The organism is Veillonella sp. T34266-5 (assembly GCF_002959815.1).
GTDB lineage: Bacteria > Bacillota > Negativicutes > Veillonellales > Veillonellaceae > Veillonella > Veillonella atypica.
This window is the reverse complement of the sequence record NZ_PPCZ01000023.1, coordinates 13,215-32,984: the sequence shown is the minus strand read 5'-3', so window position 1 is coordinate 32,984 and position 19,770 is coordinate 13,215. Positions and strand designations below refer to the sequence as shown.

Below are 19,770 nucleotides of genomic sequence, written 5' to 3'. Positions count from 1 at the left end.
TCTCTACGAATTGTATTCATAGAGAGCGTTATTCGCAATCCCATTAGATGAGATTCATATTATTTAGCTGTTTTTTTATCTTTAATGTACATAGCTACCTTGTACAAGAATGCACAGAGTAACAAGTACATTACAATACTGAGGTATGTTGCTTCTGGTGTTTCTACCCATTCTTGAGCAAATACATCAATACCTGCAATACGAAGTACGGCACTGAACAAGGAACCAATAGCACCACCGGCTACAAGACCGGATGCAATTGTACTACCTTTGGAGAAGCGAAGATCTGCCAACGCTTTATCGTTTGTACTATTTTGTACGAAGTATGCAATCAAACCACCAACTAGTAATGGAGTATTGATTTCCATAGGTAGATAGGTACCTAATGCAAATGCCAACGGTGGAACTTTCACCATCCATAAGATGATTGCAAACAATGCTCCTGCCATGTATAAAGGCCATTGTGCACTACCACCAGTCATCATTGGTTCAATGATGGCAGCCATCGCATTCGCTTGAGGAGCATTCAATGCATGGTCCCCTACGAAACCATAGGCACCATTTAATAAGATCATGACACCTACAGAAAGCACAGCACAGAGAATGGTACCAACGATTTGCCATTGTTCCATTTTTTTAGGTGTAGCACCTGTCATGTGCGCTACCTTAAGTTCTGACATAAAGTTACCGGCCATACCAATGGTTGTACCGATAAAGGATGCCATCATGAGGACTGCAATCATACCGACTTTACCAGTCATACCAGCAGCTGTTAAGCATACAGCAGAAATGATAATCATAAAGATTGTCATACCGGATACCGGTTCTGTACCAGTATAGGCAATGGAGCTAATACCTACTACAGCAAGTAAGAAGGACATGATTAGAACGATTAAGAAGGCTACGCCTGTTTGAGCGAGGCTTTCAGAATACATAAAGTGGAAGTATACGGCAAATAAAACGGTACATAACAAGATGCCTGCACCAATCCAAGATGTAGGAACATCGCGTTGTGTACGAAGCAAATTAACTTCTGTAGTTTTAGATGTAAATATATCTAAAACCGCTTTTTTTACAACGTTGCCCACAACCTTAGACATGCTCAAGAGGCCAATAATACCGGCCATAGCGAGCATACCGATGCCGATATGACGCACATAATCAAGGAATACCTTACGAATCGGCGCATCTGCTAAGAATACGGATTGACCATTGATGTGCATCACATGTTCTGGCGCTAAGAAATACACAACCGGAATACATACAAACCAAGAGAAGAATGAACCAGCCGCAATAATCGCTGCATAGCGAAGGCCTGTAAAATACCCAAGGCCTAGCAATGCTGCATCGGTATCTACAGCAGCCGTCAATTTAGTTTGGTCTGCTAAGGCAGCACCCCATTTAAATGTAGCTGTACGAATGACCTCTTCCCACCAGCCAAGGCTATTTAGAATAAAGTCATATACAAGAGCAATAAGTCCAGAACCCAACATCAATTTTGCTTTACTGCCTTCGTTACTCATCAATACTTCAGCTGCAGCGCGACCGCTTGGGAACGGATACACATAGTGCATTTCTTCTACAAAGTAGCGACGGAACATAACGCATAATAGAACACCAAGTACGCCACCGAGAATAATCGGAATTGCCATTTGTGCAAAGGTTACATCTGTTACACCCCAAATATACAGGGCTGGTAAGAAGAACATAGCCCCAGCTAATGTGTTTGTACTAGAGCTGGCGATTGCTTGAATATGTACGGTTTCAGCAAACGCATTTTTTCGTTTCAAAATAACTGCTGTACCCATGGCAAGTACAGATACTGGAGCAAAGGCATCTACTGTTTGACCGATTTTCAAGCATAGATAACCAACCGCCAGTGTAAAGATTGCTGCATAGAACAGGCCCCAAAATACTACGTATGAATTAATTTCTTCGTAGTCTTTTTTAGGATCAAGTACCGGTTCTACGGGCGGAATAGAACGAGTTTCGTCCGACATAGTAAAACCTCCTCATAAAAAATACAAACGTATATCTATCCACCTTTATACTATCACGGCGTTATATACGATTCAATTGCTTTATATGCATAATACGAATATTTTTACACATTATGCACCGATACACTTTGCTTTTTATGTACTACTGGTCTACAATTAAGATATATAGGCTAAATAGGTCTAACTATTGTATCAACCAATTATATATTCAATACATTCTCTCAAGGAGGCTTATTATGGAACCAATGGTTGAACGTTTTGTACGCTATACAAGCATAAATACACGGTCTAACGAGGAAAGTACAACGATTCCTAGTACGCAAACGCAAGTCGATTTCGCTACCAATGTACTTGTTCCTGATTTGAAAGCAATTGGTCTTGATGAGGTCATCTACAATCGAGAAAACGGATTTGTCATCGGTACATTAAACGCTAACACAGATGCAAAGGCCCCTTCCATTGGTTTTATCGCCCATATGGATACGGCCGACTATAACGCAGAAAATATTAAGCCACGCATCATTGAAAACTATGATGGCAACGATATTTGTCTCAATGAAGAGCATCAAATTTTCACACGTCGCGAAGATTTTCCTAATTTAAAAAACTATATTGGCAAATCCTTGGTCGTAACTGATGGTCTCACTCTACTCGGCGGTGATGATAAGGCAGGCATCTGTGAAATTATGGAAGCCCTCTCCTATCTTGTGGCTCACCCAGAAATCAAACATGGTAAAATCATGTGTGCCTTTGGCCCTGATGAAGAAATTGGTACTGGCGCAGATCACTTTGATGTGAAACAATTCCCCGTTGATTTTGCCTATACGATTGATGGTGAAAGCCTAGGTCAACTCGAGTATGAAACATTCAATGCGGCTGGCGGTACTGTAACGCTCAAAGGCGTATCGGTTCACACGGGTACAGCAAAGGGTATCATGATTAACTGTGCTAAACTGGCTATGCAATTTGATGCGCTATTACCAGGGGCCGCTGTTCCTGAACATACCTGTGGTCGTCAAGGTTTCTTTATGCTCATGAGCATGGAAACACAAGTAGATACTGGTAAGATGAACTACATCATCCGCGACCATGACAAAGAATTGTTCGAAGCAAAAAAAGCATTCTTCCTACAAGCAGGTCAAACATTAAATGAAATCTATGGCCGTGAAGTTTGCGAAGTATCTGTCAAAGATCAATATTACAATATGTACGACATCATCAAAGACAATATGGAATGTGTAAACGTAGCCAAAGCAGCCATGGAAAAAGCAGGTATTACACCTATTTGCGATCCTATCCGCGGTGGTACCGATGGTTCTAAAATTTCCTTCATGGGCATTCCAACACCAAATATCTTTACCGGTGTAGAAAACCTTCATGGACGTCATGAATTTGCATGTATTGACGATATGAAAAAAGCTGTTGAAGTTATCGTCAACATTGTAAATATCGAAAAATAATATTATAAGATAGCAAAATGACTATCCGAGCAACTGCTCGAATAGTCATTTTTTATTACTCTATAAAATTGTATACCCAATGTCAAACATCGTTTTATGCAAGTTTACCATTGCGTTTACGATTTCTAATTTGTTCTTCTTCAGCACGTGCTTTCATGGAAAGATCTTTATCTGTGCCTACATAACGGCCATAGAATAAATAATAAGCAACTAAGGCAACAAGGGCTACGACAACAGTTACATGGAACATGCTTGTATAACCGACTACTTCCTTAATGGCACCTAAGATATATGGACCAAAGCCAAGGCCTACATCCAAGGCGATAAAGTATGTTGATGTAGCAACACCAATGCGGTGTACCGGTACAATTTTAACGGTTACCGCTTGACCATTAGACATGAATGTACCATAGCCAAGTCCGACGAATACGGCGGATAAAAGTACAAGCCATGTAGAGTGAGCAATGGATAGTAAGAAAATACCAAGCGCTAAAGATACGAAACAAGGATATAAAACGAAGTTTTCCCCTCTCATATCAAATAGAATACCAAGTAAAGGTCTTGTAACAGTGATTACTACGGCATAGACAACGAAGAAGAATGTACCTGCCATAATAAGATCTAAGTCTTTTGTATAGGCTGCCATAAAACCGATAACACCAGAGTATGCAAAACCTACAAGCACCGAAACAAGGCTAATAGAATTCATGCGAGGTTCAATATAATCGGAAATCTTAATGCCCTTATGAGCTTCAGAATCGATATCAAGCTTAGGCTCCTTAAACTTCATAATTACGGCGCCAATGCCACAAATAACGATAAGGGCAACACAGAATGCGATGATAAAGTCATAGCCAAGACTATGAAGCATTAATATACCTAAGAATGGGCCTACTGCAGCAGCAAGGGATGTAGATAAACCGTAGTAATTAATCCCTTCGCCACGACGCGATTGAGGTATAATAGCAGCAATAATCGTACTTGTTGCAGTTGATGTAATACCGTAAGCAAAACCATTTAAGAATCGAACGCTATCGAGCATTAACAAGTTAGGTGTGTAGAAGTACATGGCCGTTGAAGCCAAATAAATAAACAAACCTAAGTACAGCATCTTGCGGCAACCTAAGACACTAATAAAGCGTCCCGCTAACAATCGTGCCACGACGGTACCGATAATATATATACCAACAGCTAAGCCTGCTTGACTGGCTGTGGCGTGAAGGTTATCTTTTGCCACTACGGCAATAATAACAATTAATAAATAATAAATCAAAAATACTAAGAAATTAATCAAAGTATCAAGGACAAATGATCTTGTCCATAAGGCCTCCTTAGCCTTATCCATAGTATCAACTCCTATTTCTAAAATATTTGTCAACCATATAATGACATTGGTTAATTATAGACCTCTCATCATAAAAAACAAGAATTAAAAAGTTATTGTTGTTATCACTTTTAATTATGACTAATGCCATAGTTTTATATACAATAAGCGAATTACCATATCGCCTATTTACGTAAATTTTTAATAATAAAAATACCTTTGATAGGTTCTACTCTAATTTACCAATTAGAATAGACCATCAAAGGTATCCTTCTATTATTCAATTATTTTGGTTCTAATCCACAAGCTTTAAAAAATGCTTTGTAAGCCTCCGCCTTCTTCACAAGACTCAACGGATAGGCTCTAGAGGTAGATGGCAAACGCGTCAAAGAAAGTTCTCGGCCTTCATAGACAAACGGAATCGTTTCCCCTGTTTTTGGTAATTTTACTTTTTCAGGTAATAAACTAAGTAAGATTTCTGTAGCCTTGCCACCTGTTGTACCTATATGAGTACAATCTGGTATTTGCGCTAATACGTCAGCGAGAGGAACGGGTTCAACCACCTTTAAAAACGCATCAGATGCATTACCATGCTCACGAATAGCTTTCAATACCGTTGGACAAGAAGCTATACCAATTTGAGATAAAAAAGCTTTAATCTTTTCCGCATCAAATGCTTTTTCTTCCCCTTTTCTAAAATGTTCTTTATCATCAAAGAACACCAAACCGAAAACACGCCACATATCATTTTGAAAATTCGGATAATGAAATTCCATGGCTCTCTTTTCAGATGTTGGTGGAAATGTTCCCATCATCATAACCGTTGCATTCTTCGGCAAGAATGGCGGAAATGGTCTCGTTTCTACAACTTCATTAGAATGTACTTCAACAGTAGTATTATCTTTCACGATACACATCTCCTTATTGTTTATGTTAACTATCTACTCTCACATTAACAAGTCTAGCTGATTGATACTATGATAAAACTCACCTTTTATTGAACCATAGGTTGAGTCATAATCGTATTGACCACATCAAATCCTGTTGGTACAGGAGATACGAGATATAAACATACTACGGCAGCAATAGCAAATCCAATTGCTAAGTAAGAGAAGGTGCCGCGTTTAGGGAATTCATACAAACCAAACATGCGTATCCCAATAGCCGAACCAATGGCTGTAATAAAGGATGGCAATGAGAACATACCATATACGCCAAAAATAACCATCAATCCCGCATAACCGCCTACTACAGTAATCATTGGTAGCATACGATCCATAGAACTCGTATAGTCTCGAGTCAACCCAGATGGATAGTTGGAGCTTTCAATACCGAATAAACCAAGCAAAATGCCGAAATCAACCCAGATAAATTCCCAAATACCTTTAAATGCATTTCGATTGCAGCCTGCATACCAAGCAAAGGCAGTAATGGCCAAGATGGCTAAACCAACTAAGCCAAAATAGTAATCCCCACTAATAGTAGGACCTACATAGGCGCCAATAGCTGTTACAATAGCACTGAGAACGGAAAGTACAATAACGCGATGAACAGCAGGACGTTCCCGTTCAGGAATGCGTTTGAACACAGTTGCTAGCAATTCCAATACAAAGCAAGCCATAAAGACAGCAATACCAATAGCTGGATTAATGAAGATACCAACTACCGTCAAAACTAAAGGAATTAACAAGCGCCATTTAGGAAATAATACAAGATCCTTGTAATCAAGGCGTACATCTTGTGTTTCAGATGTGAAATTATTATACACTACAAAAAGGAGCATAAACGCAACCACATCTAGTGGTGTAGCCCCCCAAATCAACAAGGTTGGTACAATAATCATGGATAACGCCACACCAGATATTCTAGATAGGCCGGCGGCGATGAACCCTAGCAGTAAAAATGGTAATAATAATGTTAAATATTCGAACATAATAAACCTCCCATCATCATATAAATCTAAGTATATAGTAATTAACTACAAATTTCTATACCGAATGGGTTGAGGTTTATACAGATTTACCATACGACACCATACAATACTACGTCTTTACTAAGATTGTTGCTGCTTTAATCGGTTTCTTATAACAGACGGGGAACATTCGAGTTGTCGTGCGATAGCTGCAATGGATAATCCTTTCATCCGTAATCTACTAATCTCATTCGTATCTACCTCCAACCGTTTACCACGCAACGCAACACCAGATTCTCGTAAATATAAGGCGACTGTATTGGCTTGTAACTGATAAGCAACACCTATATCCTTTGTACTCAACCCATGATAGCTATACAAATAGCTCATTTCATCGATAGGCATCACCTTACGCCGCCCACCGCGTATATTGACACCCATGTGATGTAAGATATGTAATACCTTCCATCGTGAAAGCCCCATCATATGGGCAATACGAGTTGTACTATTACCACTTTCATAAGCCTTTTTAATACGATCTGGTTCTACACTATGTATAGAATGGTCATGAGTACACAGCAGTCCATACTCATGTAATCGATTAGATATGGTCGCAGTGGATACATTAAAACGGCGGGCCAAGGCTTCAATACTCGTATGACTCACTTCATATAAATTTACCAAGGTTGCGCGATTGATATCTTTACGCGTTTCACGTCGCGCAATCTTATACATCTGCATACGCCTTACAATTGTATCTACACTACACCCAATATAATCGGCAATATCTCGTAAGGTCCATTTCTCTTTAACATATAGATTCTCTAATAATTGTTTTGGAATATTTCGTACGCTGCGATACATATAATCGCTCCTTTCACATAATTTAGGCGAACTATATCCACACACCTATTACACTTATTATGAAAGGCTAGTTATAGTCTTAGCAATAGAAAAAGGGTTCCCATTAGTCACCCCGGTGACCATTGGGAACCCTGCCTTTATCAGGAACAGATATACATTATCGAGCCCTATGACGCAATGCCTTCGGCTTTTCTAATATAAAAGCCCATTTCATACCTTCTTTAATATCATGACGCGACTTGCGAGCCTTCGTCGTTACAGTCTTCGCATGAGTCTCTACATCAACAAGAGGAATCTTTACTTCTTCCATTGCTTTTTGTCGCTTAAATTCTGCTAGACGCTCAGTCAATGTAGAAACTGCAACCGTTTTACTAGTAGATACTTTATGTTCTTCTCGTTGTTTAGGTTGCTCTTTTTTAGGTTGTTCTGCAGATTGATTATAAGAAATCTGAGTATTAGACGACTGATAGACAGCATCATTAGATGTAGCATTAACCGGAGGTTCTTCTATTTTACGTTCAATAGAAATACCGTATTCACGCTCCATATCCTCCCAAGTCTTTTCAGCACCTGAGGTTTCATACTCATCAGCATCTTCAGTCTTTGAGCTTTTCAAAAAGGAGAACACGATATAAGCAATTATAGCTAGAACAAATATAGGATTATGCGTAAAGGCCGATAGTACTGTAGACAAAATAGAGTCCATAGCTACTCCTATTCACCATCTGCTAAATTCTCACGCATCTTAGTGTCTGCAATAATATTGTTCATATTGTAGTAATCCATAACGCCGAGATTACCGTTTCTGAAAGCTTCTGCCAATGCTTTAGGAACTTCAGCTTGTGCTTCCACAACCTTAGCTTGCATGTCTTGTGTTTTAGCACGCATTTCTTGTTCTGTAGCAACCGCCATAGCACGGCGTTCTTCGGCACGAGCTTGAGCAATTTTTTTATCTGCTTCAGCTTGGTCTGTTTGCAATTGAGCACCGATGTTACGTCCAACGTCTACGTCAGCGATATCGATGGACAAGATTTCAAAGGCCGTACCCGCATCAAGACCTTTACCCAATACGGTACGAGAAATGTGATCTGGATTTTCCAATACATCTGTATGCTCTTCAGAAGAACCTACCGTTGTTACGATACCTTCACCAACACGGGCGATAATTGTAGCTTCACCAGCACCACCAACGAGGCGATCAATATTAGCACGTACCGTTACGCGAGCACGAACCTTAAGTTCAATACCATTTTTTGCCACTGCAGAAATGATTGGTGTTTCAATCACCTTAGGATTAACGGACATTTGAACCGCTTCCAATACATCACGACCAGCGAGGTCGATAGCAGCAGAACGTTCAAATGTCAACGGAATAGATGCGCGTTCAGCAGCGATTAATGCATCTACGACGCGGTCAACGTCACCACCAGCAAGGTAATGTGCTTCCAATTGATTTACATTAACCTCAAGGCCCGCTTTATTCGCCTTAATCAAAGGCATTACGATTTGAGATGGATTTACACGACGTAAACGCATACCAACTAATGTAAAAATGCCTACGTTAACACCGGCTGCCAATGCGGATACCCAAAGGCCTAATGGCACAACATACAAGAATACCATAATCCCAATCAGTAGAATGGGAATCAAAATTAAAATACCTACATCCATAATAACCTCCATTATTTACGACGATGTGGTGAAAGCTTAATCACGCTTTCTAACAATATTGCGGCCACCTACAACACGAAGCACCACAATGGGTGAACCGGCATCGATGAAGTCCCCTTCGGTTACAACATCCACTAAATTACCATCAATTTTAGCAATACCTGCAGGGCGTAATGTTGTATGCGCTACGCCCTCCTTGCCAGCTAGATCCTTTAATACATCATTAGACACATATCCAGCTTTTGTGGTAGATCGTTGCCCTAAGGTAAAGAGCTTGCCAATCCAGGTTTTTGAAAAGTGATTAAAGAAGGTTAATAATACTACGACTAATACAATCGTGATACCAAGCACCGCATATAAGGCTATATCTGTACCACCAAGGCCGATAAATACGCCCCACATAAACAAACAGTACCCGATAAGACCCGCAATACCACCAGGTATAACTAGTTCAATAGCCATCAATACGAGACCTATAATAAGCCAAAAAATATAATCCATATAAACCTCCTTTCACAAAACATTTCATACAATATATTATACAATAGACATTTATATTTTTCCAATAGACATGCTTCTATGATATATATATAAAGGCCCACTATACAAAAACGCGCAGCTGAAAAGCTACGCGTTAATTATAAGTCTTGCTATATATTTGAATGTATAATCAATTATACATCCGTTTTCTTTAATTGATCATTACCAATACCTGTTTTTTGTAAGATAAGAAGTACAATGCTCATCCCCATACCTACAACAGTTGCTAAACCCATGCCTTTTAAAACAACAGGACCAATTACGAGCTGTGCACCACTAAGGCCTACAACAAGAATAACAGATGTAAGAATCATGTTAACAGGATTTGTATAGTCTACCTTGCGTTCTACGAGCATACGTAACCCAGAAGCAGCGATGATACCGAACAATAGAATCGATACACCACCCATAACAGGAACCGGAATGGCATGGATAAGAGCGGCTACCTTGCCCACGAAGGAAATAATCATAGCCAATATAGCTGCACCGCCGATAACCCAAACGCTAAAGCACCGTGTAATTGCTAGTACTCCGATATTTTCACCATACGTTGTATTTGGTGTAGCCCCAAAGAAACCTGAAAGAATATTGGCAAGGCCATCACCTAATAAAGAACGTTCTAAGCCAGGTTCTTTCATAAGATCTTTTGATACGATGTTACTTGTAACAACAAGGTGACCCACGTGTTCCGCAAATACTACAAATAATGCTGGCATAATCATGACGATGGCATTGATATCAAATTCAGGCATACCATAAAACTGTGGTAGCGAGAACCATGGTGCCGCTTCAACAGCGGAGAAATCGACAACGCCCATGATAGCGGATAAGATATAACCTGCCACTACGCCGATAAGCACAGGAATTACAGCAAGGAATCCTCGGAATACGACGGTTCCTAACAAGGTCACAATCAAGGAGAACATAGATACTATGATAGCCTGCTCATGAGACATGCCAAGATTTTGATCACCGATGAGTCCAGCCATGCCCATAGCGACTGGAGCTAGTTCAAGACCGATGATAGCAACGATAGCCCCCATTGCAGCTGGTGGGAATAATTTATCAATCCAACCGATACCAATATAGCGAACTAAGAACGATAAAATAACAAAGGATAAGCCAAATACGACAAAGGCGCCTTTAGCTGCCTCATAGCCGAATCCTGCAGCCAACACTGCACTGACAGGAGCAATAAAAGCAAAACTAGATCCTAAATAGGCTGGAATCTTGCCTTTACATACAAATAAGTACAGCAATGTACCAATACCATTCATAAATAATGCCGTTGCTGGATCGACTTTCAACAAATACGGTACAAGTACGGTAGAGCCAAACATAGCAAATAAATGTTGAAAGCTAAGTGGCAATAATTTACCCAATGATGGGCGTTCTTGAATATCAATAAAATCGTTCATAATTTTCCCTCATACACAACACATATATTATCGTTTATTTGGTGGTACAAAACGTCCCGGTAATTTAGATTCAACCGTTCTATTCGGTCTAAACCGACTCTGCGTTTCCTCGCGCAACGACGGCAACGTTTCCTTATTACCTACTGGTTTAACACCTTCTACGCCACGTCTCGCAATACTTGCTAAAATACCGATAGCTAAACAGTTCATCATTAGAGAAGAACCACCATAGCTAACGAATGGCAATGGCACACCTGTTACAGGCAACATACCACAAACCATGGCGATATTGAAGAATGCTTGACCACTGATGAGAATCGTAATCCCAATGGCTAACCATCTACCAAAAGCATCGCGTGCTCTATTAGCAATACGGAATCCAAAATACGTAAACATGGCCATTAAGAATACGACCAGAATACCGCCTAAAAAGCCCATTTCCTGTGCCCAAACAGCGAAGGCAAAGTCCGTATGTGCTTCAGGTAGATAGAAATACTTTGACGTACCATTCAGAAGGCCTTGTCCAAAGAACCCACCTGAGCCTACGGCTAACAAACCTTGTACAGTTTGATAGCCTTTATCCTGTGCATAGGACCAGGGATCAAACCAAGATACAACGCGTTCCCACCGATACGAACTACTACGAGCAGCATAAATACCTACGACAATAGCCCCCATCAAGGATAAGCCAAATATACTTTTCTCAAAGCCAGATAAGAATATTAATAGGTAGGAGAAACCTATAATCAATACGGCAGTCCCCATATCCGGCTGTTTAATGGTGAGCAAAGCAAATATGATTGGCCAAAGCAACATATAGCCCATATATCTTACGCGTTCAAAAATATAACCTAATGCTACCTCTTTTTGAGACAAACCTTTCTTAGGTTTAATCATAGATGTAAATCTGGGTTTTCCCCACGGTTTATCCGCCAATTTAGCTGCTGTCCACATGAGTGCGGCCAATTTAGCAAACTCTGATGGTTGAAACGAGAATAGACCAAGAGAAATCCACCGGCGCGCACCATTGACCTCTACACCGACCAAATATATGGCCACTAGGGATACTGCGGTCAGGCCCATTATCCAGGTCAGTAATTTAGCATTTTGTAATCGACGATAATCAAATCGATACAGAAATACGCCCAAAATAGCAGAAACTAATAAATAACCTAAATGTCTCGGTGCATAGCCCAGCAATCCAGTATCTGTTGTAATCGATCCAACATAGGTGGCACTAAAGATATTAATGCTACCAATCAAGGCCATAAGAGCTATAGGCAATAACATGCCTTGTAGGTCGTTCTTAAACACTTTCTCCCAAAAGTGCCCCTTCTTTTCCCCTTGTTGCAACATATTATGCCTCCTTAGTAACAGTCGGTTTCACTGCTTCTAATCGGAAAATAGGTTGTCCCTTTGCGCTAAATTTCTCTTCATATTCCGTTTTCACATTTGGTAAATCTGTACTATGTAAATCATAGGTGACATTCTTGAGTTCCCACCCACAACTTTTGAACTCCTCTAAGGAAAACATAAACAAGTCTTCATTGTCGGTTTTAAAGTGAACTTCGCCATTATCTTTTAACAAACGTGCATACCGGTCAAGGAATGTATGATATGTTAAGCGACGTTTAGCATGTTTAGCCTTAGGCCATGGATCACAGAAATTGATATAGAATCGATCTACTTCTTCAGGAGCTACAATCTCTTCAATTCCTGCGATATCAAATAAAGATACTTTTGCATTATCCCGTTGAGCTTCAAAAATCTTTTGTGCTGCATAGTAAATTACACCAATTTGAACTTCAAAACCGACAAAATTTGCATCTGGATATGCTTCAGACATGCCCGCAATAAATCGCCCTTTGCCAGTGCCTAATTCCATGTATAATGGTCGTTCCGGATGCGAAAAAGCCTCTCTCCATTCGCCTTTATAAGCCTCTTGTCCTGATAAAATAATGTGTGAATCATACTCGTGGATAGCCTCATCAATCCACGGTTTTCTACGAAGACGCATCGTTACTCCTTATATGTCTATTCTGAAAGTACTATATTATATAACTAATTGTTACCTATCCTTATTATTATAGAAAAATGCTTTACTTTACGTCAATTAGTAATATAAAAAAGCCCCTGTCATTATGAAAAGACAAGGGCTCATCATTAATTAGATAGCATATTTTCTAAGTATTCAATTTGTTGCGGGCTCAAACCAAGCTCTGTTAAGCTTTTCTTAGATGTAGCAAACACCGCATTTGATTTACCAACACGAGTACCTAATGCCGCTGCTGCTACGAGTTCACGATCAAGTTTGCCTAGACGTGATCTGTTTCTATTTTGTGGTTTTGGCTTTTTAATACGGAATGTATTATATTTTACAGCTGTTGAAGCTTCATCAGCTTTAATTTTGGCAGCCATATTTGTACTATTTGAGCCATTACCTAGTAGAGCACTTAAGCCCACTCGCTTTGGCACAAGTTTATCATAATCTACACCAAACTCAGGGCGTTCTTCGCGAAGTTGCTCAAATGTAGCAAGAGCCGCATTCATTTGCTTTAAACCCGCTGCAGAGTACAACTGACGAATGGCAATACTTACCTCTTGAGGTGTCAAAGTACCACGTTCAATAGCAGAAATAATCGTTTCTCTTAACGAGCCAAGATCTCCGCTAGCTGTATAACGTCCAATTTCAACAAGATCTTTTTGACGTTCATTGAGCTCTTTTGGTACATATATATTAAATTCTGAGATGGAAGGCGCTTTTTTGGTTATCGGTTCTGCGGCACCATTTACCTCACACAGATAACCACTGCTGACTACAGCCAAAGCCACGGCCAAAGTTAAAACCTTTTTCAATGTTTCCAAAGCTCCCTTTACACACCAACAAAAGCACGTTTACGTTCATATACTAACCAATACAGATTTCTAAATTAATTAAACTGTATCATACATCATAATGAGTTAGTCTGTTATTATTATATACTACTTCATCTATTATTTATAGTCATATTAATAAAAAAATATAAAATATTTTATTTATAAACAACTCATCATATATTGAAAAATAGTAGCTTCTATGCTAATTAATAGAAGCTACTACTTAACGTCATTACTTATAAATAATTTTTATAAATATTATGACACAACCCTTGTTTAAGGCAACATACATTTGGCATCATTTACAATTTGTTCTACAGAAACACCGTTTTCTCGCAAAAGCTCCGCCGCATCATAGCGATCATGAAACTCCTTAGCAATGCCATAATTTTTAACACGCATGGCAGATGGTCCATAGAAGCTAGCCACGCGTTGGCCCCAACCGCCTTCTACTACACCATCTTCCAAGGTAAATACTACAGAATGATTAGCTTTCAATGACTCTAACAACTCTTCATCTAGGCCAGAAGCAAATTTAGGATTTACCACGGTTGCATTAATGCCTACTTTAGCCAATTCATCAGCTACTTGTTTAGCGAGATGATAGAAATTACCTAAACCTAATAAAGCAATGCCTTTGCCATGCCGAGTCACTTCAGATTTATTTAAGAGGCTATAATCCGTCGTATCGGCCACACCAGTAGATATAAATTTACCTACAGGAACACGAATTGCTACTGGATGCTCATGTTGATGCACGGCATATTCAGTCATAGCCAACAACTCTTCATTATTGGTAGGTGCTAAGTAGACCAAATTAGGAATGCTTGTAAGCATAGGTATATCAAAGAACCCTAAATGAGTGACATCATTCATACCATATACAGAGGCCTCATGATTCATAATAACGGCACTATTATTATTGACGCAAAGATCTTGTACTAATTGGTCATAAGCACGTTGTAAAAATGTACTATACACATTAAATACTGGTTTACCGCCATTTTTAGCAATACCAGAGCTCATGGCAATAGCATGCTCTTCTGCAATGCCTACGTCAATATATTGTTTGCCAGCCTCTTTGCGCCGTTCGGAATTAAATCCAAGTCCACCTGGTGTACCTGCAATAATAGCTACCACTGTTGGATCTACTTTGATTTGCTCCATCAAGTAGTTCGCAATCGTACCAACATACGTTGGCCCATTATCTTTCGCTTTTAGCTTACCTGTTTCTAAGTCAAATGGCATAGTCCAGTGGAACTTTTCTTTATTTTGCTCTGCAATGGCATAGCCCTTACCTTTTTGAGTAACAATATGTAACACAATTGGATGATCAATGTCTTTCACATCCTTAAACACATCAATTAATGTTTCTAAATCATTTCCCTTTGCTACAAAACGATAGTCTAAACCAATAGCCTTGAAAATATTGTTGGAACTTTCACCATTAGTTTTGCGCAATTCACAAAGACCACGATATAAACCACCATGATTTTCTGCAATGGATTGGTCATTATCGTTGACGATGATAATCATATTACTATCTAACGTAGCTGCATAATCGAGACCTTCAAAAGCTTCCCCACCGGATAAAGATCCATCACCAATAATAGCGATAATATTTTCAGAGTCCCCTTTTAAATTACGAGCCGTCGCTAAGCCAGATGCCAATGAGATTGATGTCGAGGTATGACCAATATTAAAGAAGTCATGTTCACTTTCAGTAGGATCTGTATAGCCTGTTACATCATCATAATGATTATGATCTAAAAATGCTAAGGCACGACCTGTAACCATCTTGTGCACATAAGACTGATGAGACACATCATATACAATCTTATCTACAGGTGAGTTAAATACATAGTGCAAAGCCATAATCATTTCGGCTGCACCCATAGGTGGGCCAACATGACCGCCGTGTTCAGATACCTTTGTCATGAGGGCTTGACGAGCTTGTGCCGTTAGATCTGTTAATTCAGCAATAGATAAGCCTTTCAAATCGGCTGGAGATTTTATATTTATTAAATTCATAAGATTGCCTTTCTTTTACTTACATATTACTACTAACATATACCACAATCTAAGAAAAAGAGCCAGTCCATACAGAACCAGCTCTTTATGTAGCAAAAAGGCGGTACAACCAAATGGTTATACCGCCTTGATTCATCAATTATTCTGCAGTGAATGGCAATAAAGCGATTGCACGTGCACGTTTGATAGATGTAGTCAATTTGCGTTGATGTTTTGCGCAAGTACCGGAAATACGACGAGGTAAGATTTTGCCGCGTTCAGTCGTAAAACGACGAAGTTTTGCAACATCTTTATAGTCGATTTGATCGATATGGTCTGCACAGAAAACGCATACTTTTCTTCTTGGCTTTCTGCCTCTATCTCTTCTCATTGCGAATCCTCCTTTTCGAATTAGTAGGAGTCTCGGACACTAGAACGGGATGTGTTCATCATCGCCGCCTGTACTGAAACTATCAAAATTGGACCCACCATCGAAAGAATTAGTATTCATATCAAGGGATTGGCCCACAAAGTTCGCTACCACTTCAGTAACGTAACGTTTTTGACCATCCTGAGTCTCGTAGGAACGAGTTTGCAAGCGACCTTCTACAAAGCAGCGACTGCCCTTACGAAGATTACCTGCCGCTTCACCAAGTTTGCCCCATGCAACACAATTTATGAAAGCAGTTTGTTCTTTCGTTTCATTGGTTGTAGAGTCAATATAAGTATTCGTAGCAGCTACTGTGAAAGTTGCCACTGCTCTACCAGTTTTAGTAAAACGTACTTCAGGATCACGAGCTAAATTACCTAGAATTTGTACAGAGTTCATTTTTTCTCCTCCAGGCTTTAATTATGCATCGTGTTTAACAATCAGGTGTCTTAAGACATCATCGTTGATTTTCAACACACGGTCGATTTCTTTGATTTCAGCTGGATCAGCTTCGAAATTAACCAATACATAGAAACCGTCAGTGAATTTTTTCACTGCGTAAGCAAGACGACGCTTGCCCCAACGATCTACCTTTTCTACTGTGCCGCCTACACGAGCAATTAAAGCTTCCACTTTTTCAATGACAGCGTTAGTTGCTTCTTCTTCAGCTGGTTTCACAATAACCATGACTTCGTATTTGTTCATACAAAATCACCTCCTCTTTCGGACTAATGCCCCTATCGACACATAGGGGTAGGAAGTGCTTACCATTAATAAGCTTTACTATTATAACCTAAATTAATAATGAAAGCAAGGGTTCATTTTGAAACCTTCCTTTCACTATCTAAACTTCAAAAACTTCCTTATCATTCAAAATGCGTATATTTCTATGAGGTAAGATACGTTCTAACCTTTCCGGACTTTCTGTATGAATAGGAATGATTAAATCAGGATTTACCAAATCAATAAACGTAATTAAATCAGATGTAGTCACATGTCCACTAGAGTGACAAATATACGATGGATAGGCATCAAGCAATTCCTTCAACGATTCATTATGGTCGATATACCCAGTCCACATCGAGTAAATAATTCGCACATCATCTCTATTAAAGGATTTAATTTTATTTATATAAGCATCTGTACATCTGACCAAAGAAATGAATCCATTCCGCATGTATGATTGAGGATACGCTCCAGAATCTACTACTAAAGGCTTGTCATGCCTCTTATATAAGCTGCTATCGTAATAGGTACTTTTAATAACAGTATCTAGAATCGTTTTCTGGTATCGATCACAGAGTAGCACCTTGTCGTCTGGAAGATTTTGCCATATCCCCATTATCCGATCTATATTCGTGGAAGCACACATAATAAACACATATTTGCCATCTGAAACATAGGATATTATATCGTCTAGCACTTCAGCTTCACTAATTGTTCGTCCTCGATTTCGTGAAAGCGTAGTTCCTTCCGTAATCAGAACATCGACGGTTCCAACATAATTTTCTATCAACCTTTCTATACAATGACTTCTTAGACCATGTAGCCTAAAATCGCCAGTATATAGAATACGTTTACCTTCTGCTTCAATAACAAACATATAACTATCTGCCGCACTATGATCGATAACAAGAGGTCTGATACGTATATCACCAATTGTAAATACATTACCGCCACTAAAAGTATTAGCATCTAACAATCGTAAATATAATTGATTATCTTTATGTTCCGAGGGAATAAGCAGAATCGCTTTCGATAGCATTCCTAGATAGATAGGGATTTCTGAAAGCACGCTTTTCAACTGTCCTAGATGATCGCCGTGATAGTGAGATATAAGAACACCATTACCATTAGGCTCTCCTTCAGTTATCCCATCTATCACTAAAGAGCGTGGTATAAAGGATGTCTCTAAACTAAGCTCATCACCCATATCAAGTATGATACGAGTTGTTTTAGTGCTAATTTCTATAGCACTACCACCTATCTGATGAGTGCCACGATGGATGATTATGTTCATACTTAACCTTTACTAGAAATAGTGAGTAATGTTTCTGCTCGATATGAACGATCCAACGTTGGAGACCAGTTGACCATTTTATTTTGATAAGGCGCTTTACTTACTCTATCAGCACGCAATACAACAAAGCGAATTTGTTTCAATTCAGGTTCTTGTTCTAAGATAGTCTCACACAAAGTTCGTAAAGAATTACATTTATCAGTTTTAAGTAATTCTTCACACTCTTTATACTGCTGAGAAACAACTGTTTTTGATGGATAGCGAGCTTTATCAACACACTTTGAATCTATACGTAGCATTAAATTTGAATCTTCTCCACCATCTGCTTCAGTACGAGACGCCTCATCAAATAATATAACTAATTCGGCTTGTAACTTATATTCATCGTGCTTTTGGGCTAAATCAGGATACTTATGCTTTAATTCATTTAAGCCGATATGTGTAACGCCATTATGAATCTGCTTCCATTCAAAAAGTCTATAATACGTATAAGATTCTAGAATACAACGAAGAAGTGTTTCATTACTTCCAGTGGGTGTATATTTTAACTCTACAACGGAAATCAAATTATACTTATCATTATAACTAATTAAGTCGATTGCTCCACAAGAATCATGTAGTGTCAGATTTAAAGGAGTCTCATAGTCAAAAACATAACCTAACCCATCAATATTGCCTTGATAAAATAAAAGCTTTGCTAAAACTTTCTCTTTACTAGTTGTCAGTTGTAGCTGTTCGATATCTTTATCTTCAAATGGAGTATGACCTGTATCAAAATGATTCTTCTCGCCAGTTCTTTTGGGATGAATCCCTTTCCACTCACTAATCCAATCACGAATTAACGTATCTGCTATAACCTCCGTATAAAGTTGACCAGTTTCCTTAATGTAACCAGTATAATTAACACACTCAGCTCTATAAAAATTCTCAATCAAATAATTCTTATAATCCTTCTCTGGAGTTTTGTGATTAAGACTACGCTCTATACTAATTAATAATCTTTTGTTGTAATCTTCCATAATACTATTCCTCGAACTCATAATACATTATCAACACTGCATGATATAAGCTATTTAAATACACTATTGCCTGTACACCTATTATAATAAATAATAAATACCGATTAATATCGAATCAACTGCTTATTATCTATCTACAGTATACTCCTCTAAATGAGTATTTAATATGACATTATATTTTATTTGAAATTCTATAGAAATCTCTTGCACCATTTTCTTATATAC

General features: G+C 38.9%; 19 protein-coding genes. 1 reads left to right on the top strand and 18 read right to left on the bottom strand.

Translation table 11 applies throughout. From position 1 onward, the window contains the following. Positions 1–59 precede the first annotated feature (59 nt). Positions 60–2,000 carry an OPT family oligopeptide transporter gene (locus VIHSUH07_RS07830; protein WP_105084527.1) on the bottom strand — a complete coding sequence of 647 codons (1,941 nt, stop codon included), beginning with the start codon at positions 1,998–2,000 and terminating at the stop codon, positions 60–62. A 236-nt stretch (positions 2,001–2,236) separates the two neighbouring features. Between VIHSUH07_RS07830 and pepT the strand changes: the two genes are divergently transcribed. Next, positions 2,237–3,460: a peptidase T gene (gene pepT / locus VIHSUH07_RS07825; RefSeq protein WP_105084526.1), complete on the top strand. Its 1,224-nt coding sequence runs from the start codon at positions 2,237–2,239 to the stop codon at positions 3,458–3,460. Between the two features lie 94 nt (positions 3,461–3,554). Here the strand turns inward: pepT and VIHSUH07_RS07820 are convergent, their stop codons facing one another. The 17 genes from VIHSUH07_RS07820 to VIHSUH07_RS07740 all read right to left on the bottom strand — a co-directional run bounded on the left by VIHSUH07_RS07820 (position 3,555) and on the right by VIHSUH07_RS07740 (position 19,545). Then, positions 3,555–4,805 carry an MFS transporter gene (locus VIHSUH07_RS07820; protein ID WP_105084525.1) on the bottom strand — a complete coding sequence of 417 codons (1,251 nt, stop codon included), beginning with the start codon at positions 4,803–4,805 and terminating at the stop codon, positions 3,555–3,557. A gap of 263 nt (positions 4,806–5,068) precedes the next feature. Further along, the gene (locus tag VIHSUH07_RS07815) at positions 5,069–5,701 is read right to left on the bottom strand and encodes a DNA glycosylase (RefSeq protein ID WP_105084524.1); all 633 of its coding nucleotides are present in this window, start codon (positions 5,699–5,701) and stop codon (positions 5,069–5,071) included. Positions 5,702–5,778: 77 nt separating this feature from the next. After that, positions 5,779–6,717, bottom strand: a complete 939-nt coding sequence (locus tag VIHSUH07_RS07810) for a hypothetical protein (protein WP_105084523.1) — start codon at positions 6,715–6,717, stop codon at positions 5,779–5,781. 120 nt (positions 6,718–6,837) lie between these two features. After that, a complete protein-coding gene (locus VIHSUH07_RS07805; protein WP_105084522.1) occupies positions 6,838–7,560 on the bottom strand; it encodes a helix-turn-helix domain-containing protein in 723 nt (240 codons plus the stop codon). Between the two features lie 157 nt (positions 7,561–7,717). Next, on the bottom strand, positions 7,718–8,266 hold the full coding sequence (locus VIHSUH07_RS07800) for a hypothetical protein (RefSeq protein ID WP_105084521.1): 549 nt from the start codon (positions 8,264–8,266) through the stop codon (positions 7,718–7,720). Positions 8,267–8,274: 8 nt separating this feature from the next. Beyond that, a complete protein-coding gene (gene floA, locus VIHSUH07_RS07795) occupies positions 8,275–9,231 on the bottom strand; it encodes a flotillin-like protein FloA (RefSeq protein ID WP_005377705.1) in 957 nt (318 codons plus the stop codon). A 36-nt stretch (positions 9,232–9,267) separates the two neighbouring features. After that, positions 9,268–9,732, bottom strand: a complete 465-nt coding sequence (locus VIHSUH07_RS07790) for an NfeD family protein (protein ID WP_005377650.1) — start codon at positions 9,730–9,732, stop codon at positions 9,268–9,270. Between the two features lie 173 nt (positions 9,733–9,905). Next, a complete protein-coding gene (gene uraA, locus VIHSUH07_RS07785) occupies positions 9,906–11,189 on the bottom strand; it encodes a uracil permease (RefSeq protein WP_105084520.1) in 1,284 nt (427 codons plus the stop codon). Positions 11,190–11,216: 27 nt separating this feature from the next. After that, positions 11,217–12,545: an FtsW/RodA/SpoVE family cell cycle protein gene (locus VIHSUH07_RS07780; protein WP_105084519.1), complete on the bottom strand. Its 1,329-nt coding sequence runs from the start codon at positions 12,543–12,545 to the stop codon at positions 11,217–11,219. Between the two features lies 1 nt (position 12,546). Further along, positions 12,547–13,206, bottom strand: coding sequence for a tRNA (guanosine(46)-N7)-methyltransferase TrmB (trmB, locus tag VIHSUH07_RS07775; protein WP_105084518.1), 660 nt, complete (start codon positions 13,204–13,206; stop codon positions 12,547–12,549). 146 nt (positions 13,207–13,352) lie between these two features. Beyond that, on the bottom strand, positions 13,353–14,045 hold the full coding sequence (locus VIHSUH07_RS07770; protein WP_005377675.1) for a hypothetical protein: 693 nt from the start codon (positions 14,043–14,045) through the stop codon (positions 13,353–13,355). Between the two features lie 297 nt (positions 14,046–14,342). Beyond that, positions 14,343–16,097 (bottom strand): 1-deoxy-D-xylulose-5-phosphate synthase, encoded by a 1,755-nt coding sequence (locus tag VIHSUH07_RS07765; RefSeq protein WP_105084517.1) that lies wholly within the window; start codon positions 16,095–16,097, stop codon positions 14,343–14,345. Between the two features lie 139 nt (positions 16,098–16,236). Next, positions 16,237–16,467, bottom strand: a complete 231-nt coding sequence (rpsR, locus tag VIHSUH07_RS07760) for a 30S ribosomal protein S18 (protein WP_004693795.1) — start codon at positions 16,465–16,467, stop codon at positions 16,237–16,239. Between the two features lie 39 nt (positions 16,468–16,506). Further along, a complete protein-coding gene (locus VIHSUH07_RS07755) occupies positions 16,507–16,905 on the bottom strand; it encodes a single-stranded DNA-binding protein (protein WP_005377640.1) in 399 nt (132 codons plus the stop codon). Positions 16,906–16,926: 21 nt separating this feature from the next. After that, positions 16,927–17,211, bottom strand: a complete 285-nt coding sequence (gene rpsF / locus VIHSUH07_RS07750; RefSeq protein WP_005377647.1) for a 30S ribosomal protein S6 — start codon at positions 17,209–17,211, stop codon at positions 16,927–16,929. Positions 17,212–17,350: 139 nt separating this feature from the next. After that, the gene (locus VIHSUH07_RS07745) at positions 17,351–18,526 is read right to left on the bottom strand and encodes an MBL fold metallo-hydrolase (RefSeq protein WP_105084516.1); all 1,176 of its coding nucleotides are present in this window, start codon (positions 18,524–18,526) and stop codon (positions 17,351–17,353) included. Between the two features lie 2 nt (positions 18,527–18,528). Beyond that, complete coding sequence (locus VIHSUH07_RS07740) at positions 18,529–19,545, bottom strand: hypothetical protein (protein WP_105084515.1); 1,017 nt, start codon at positions 19,543–19,545, stop codon at positions 18,529–18,531. Between the last annotated feature and the right edge of the window lie 225 nt (positions 19,546–19,770).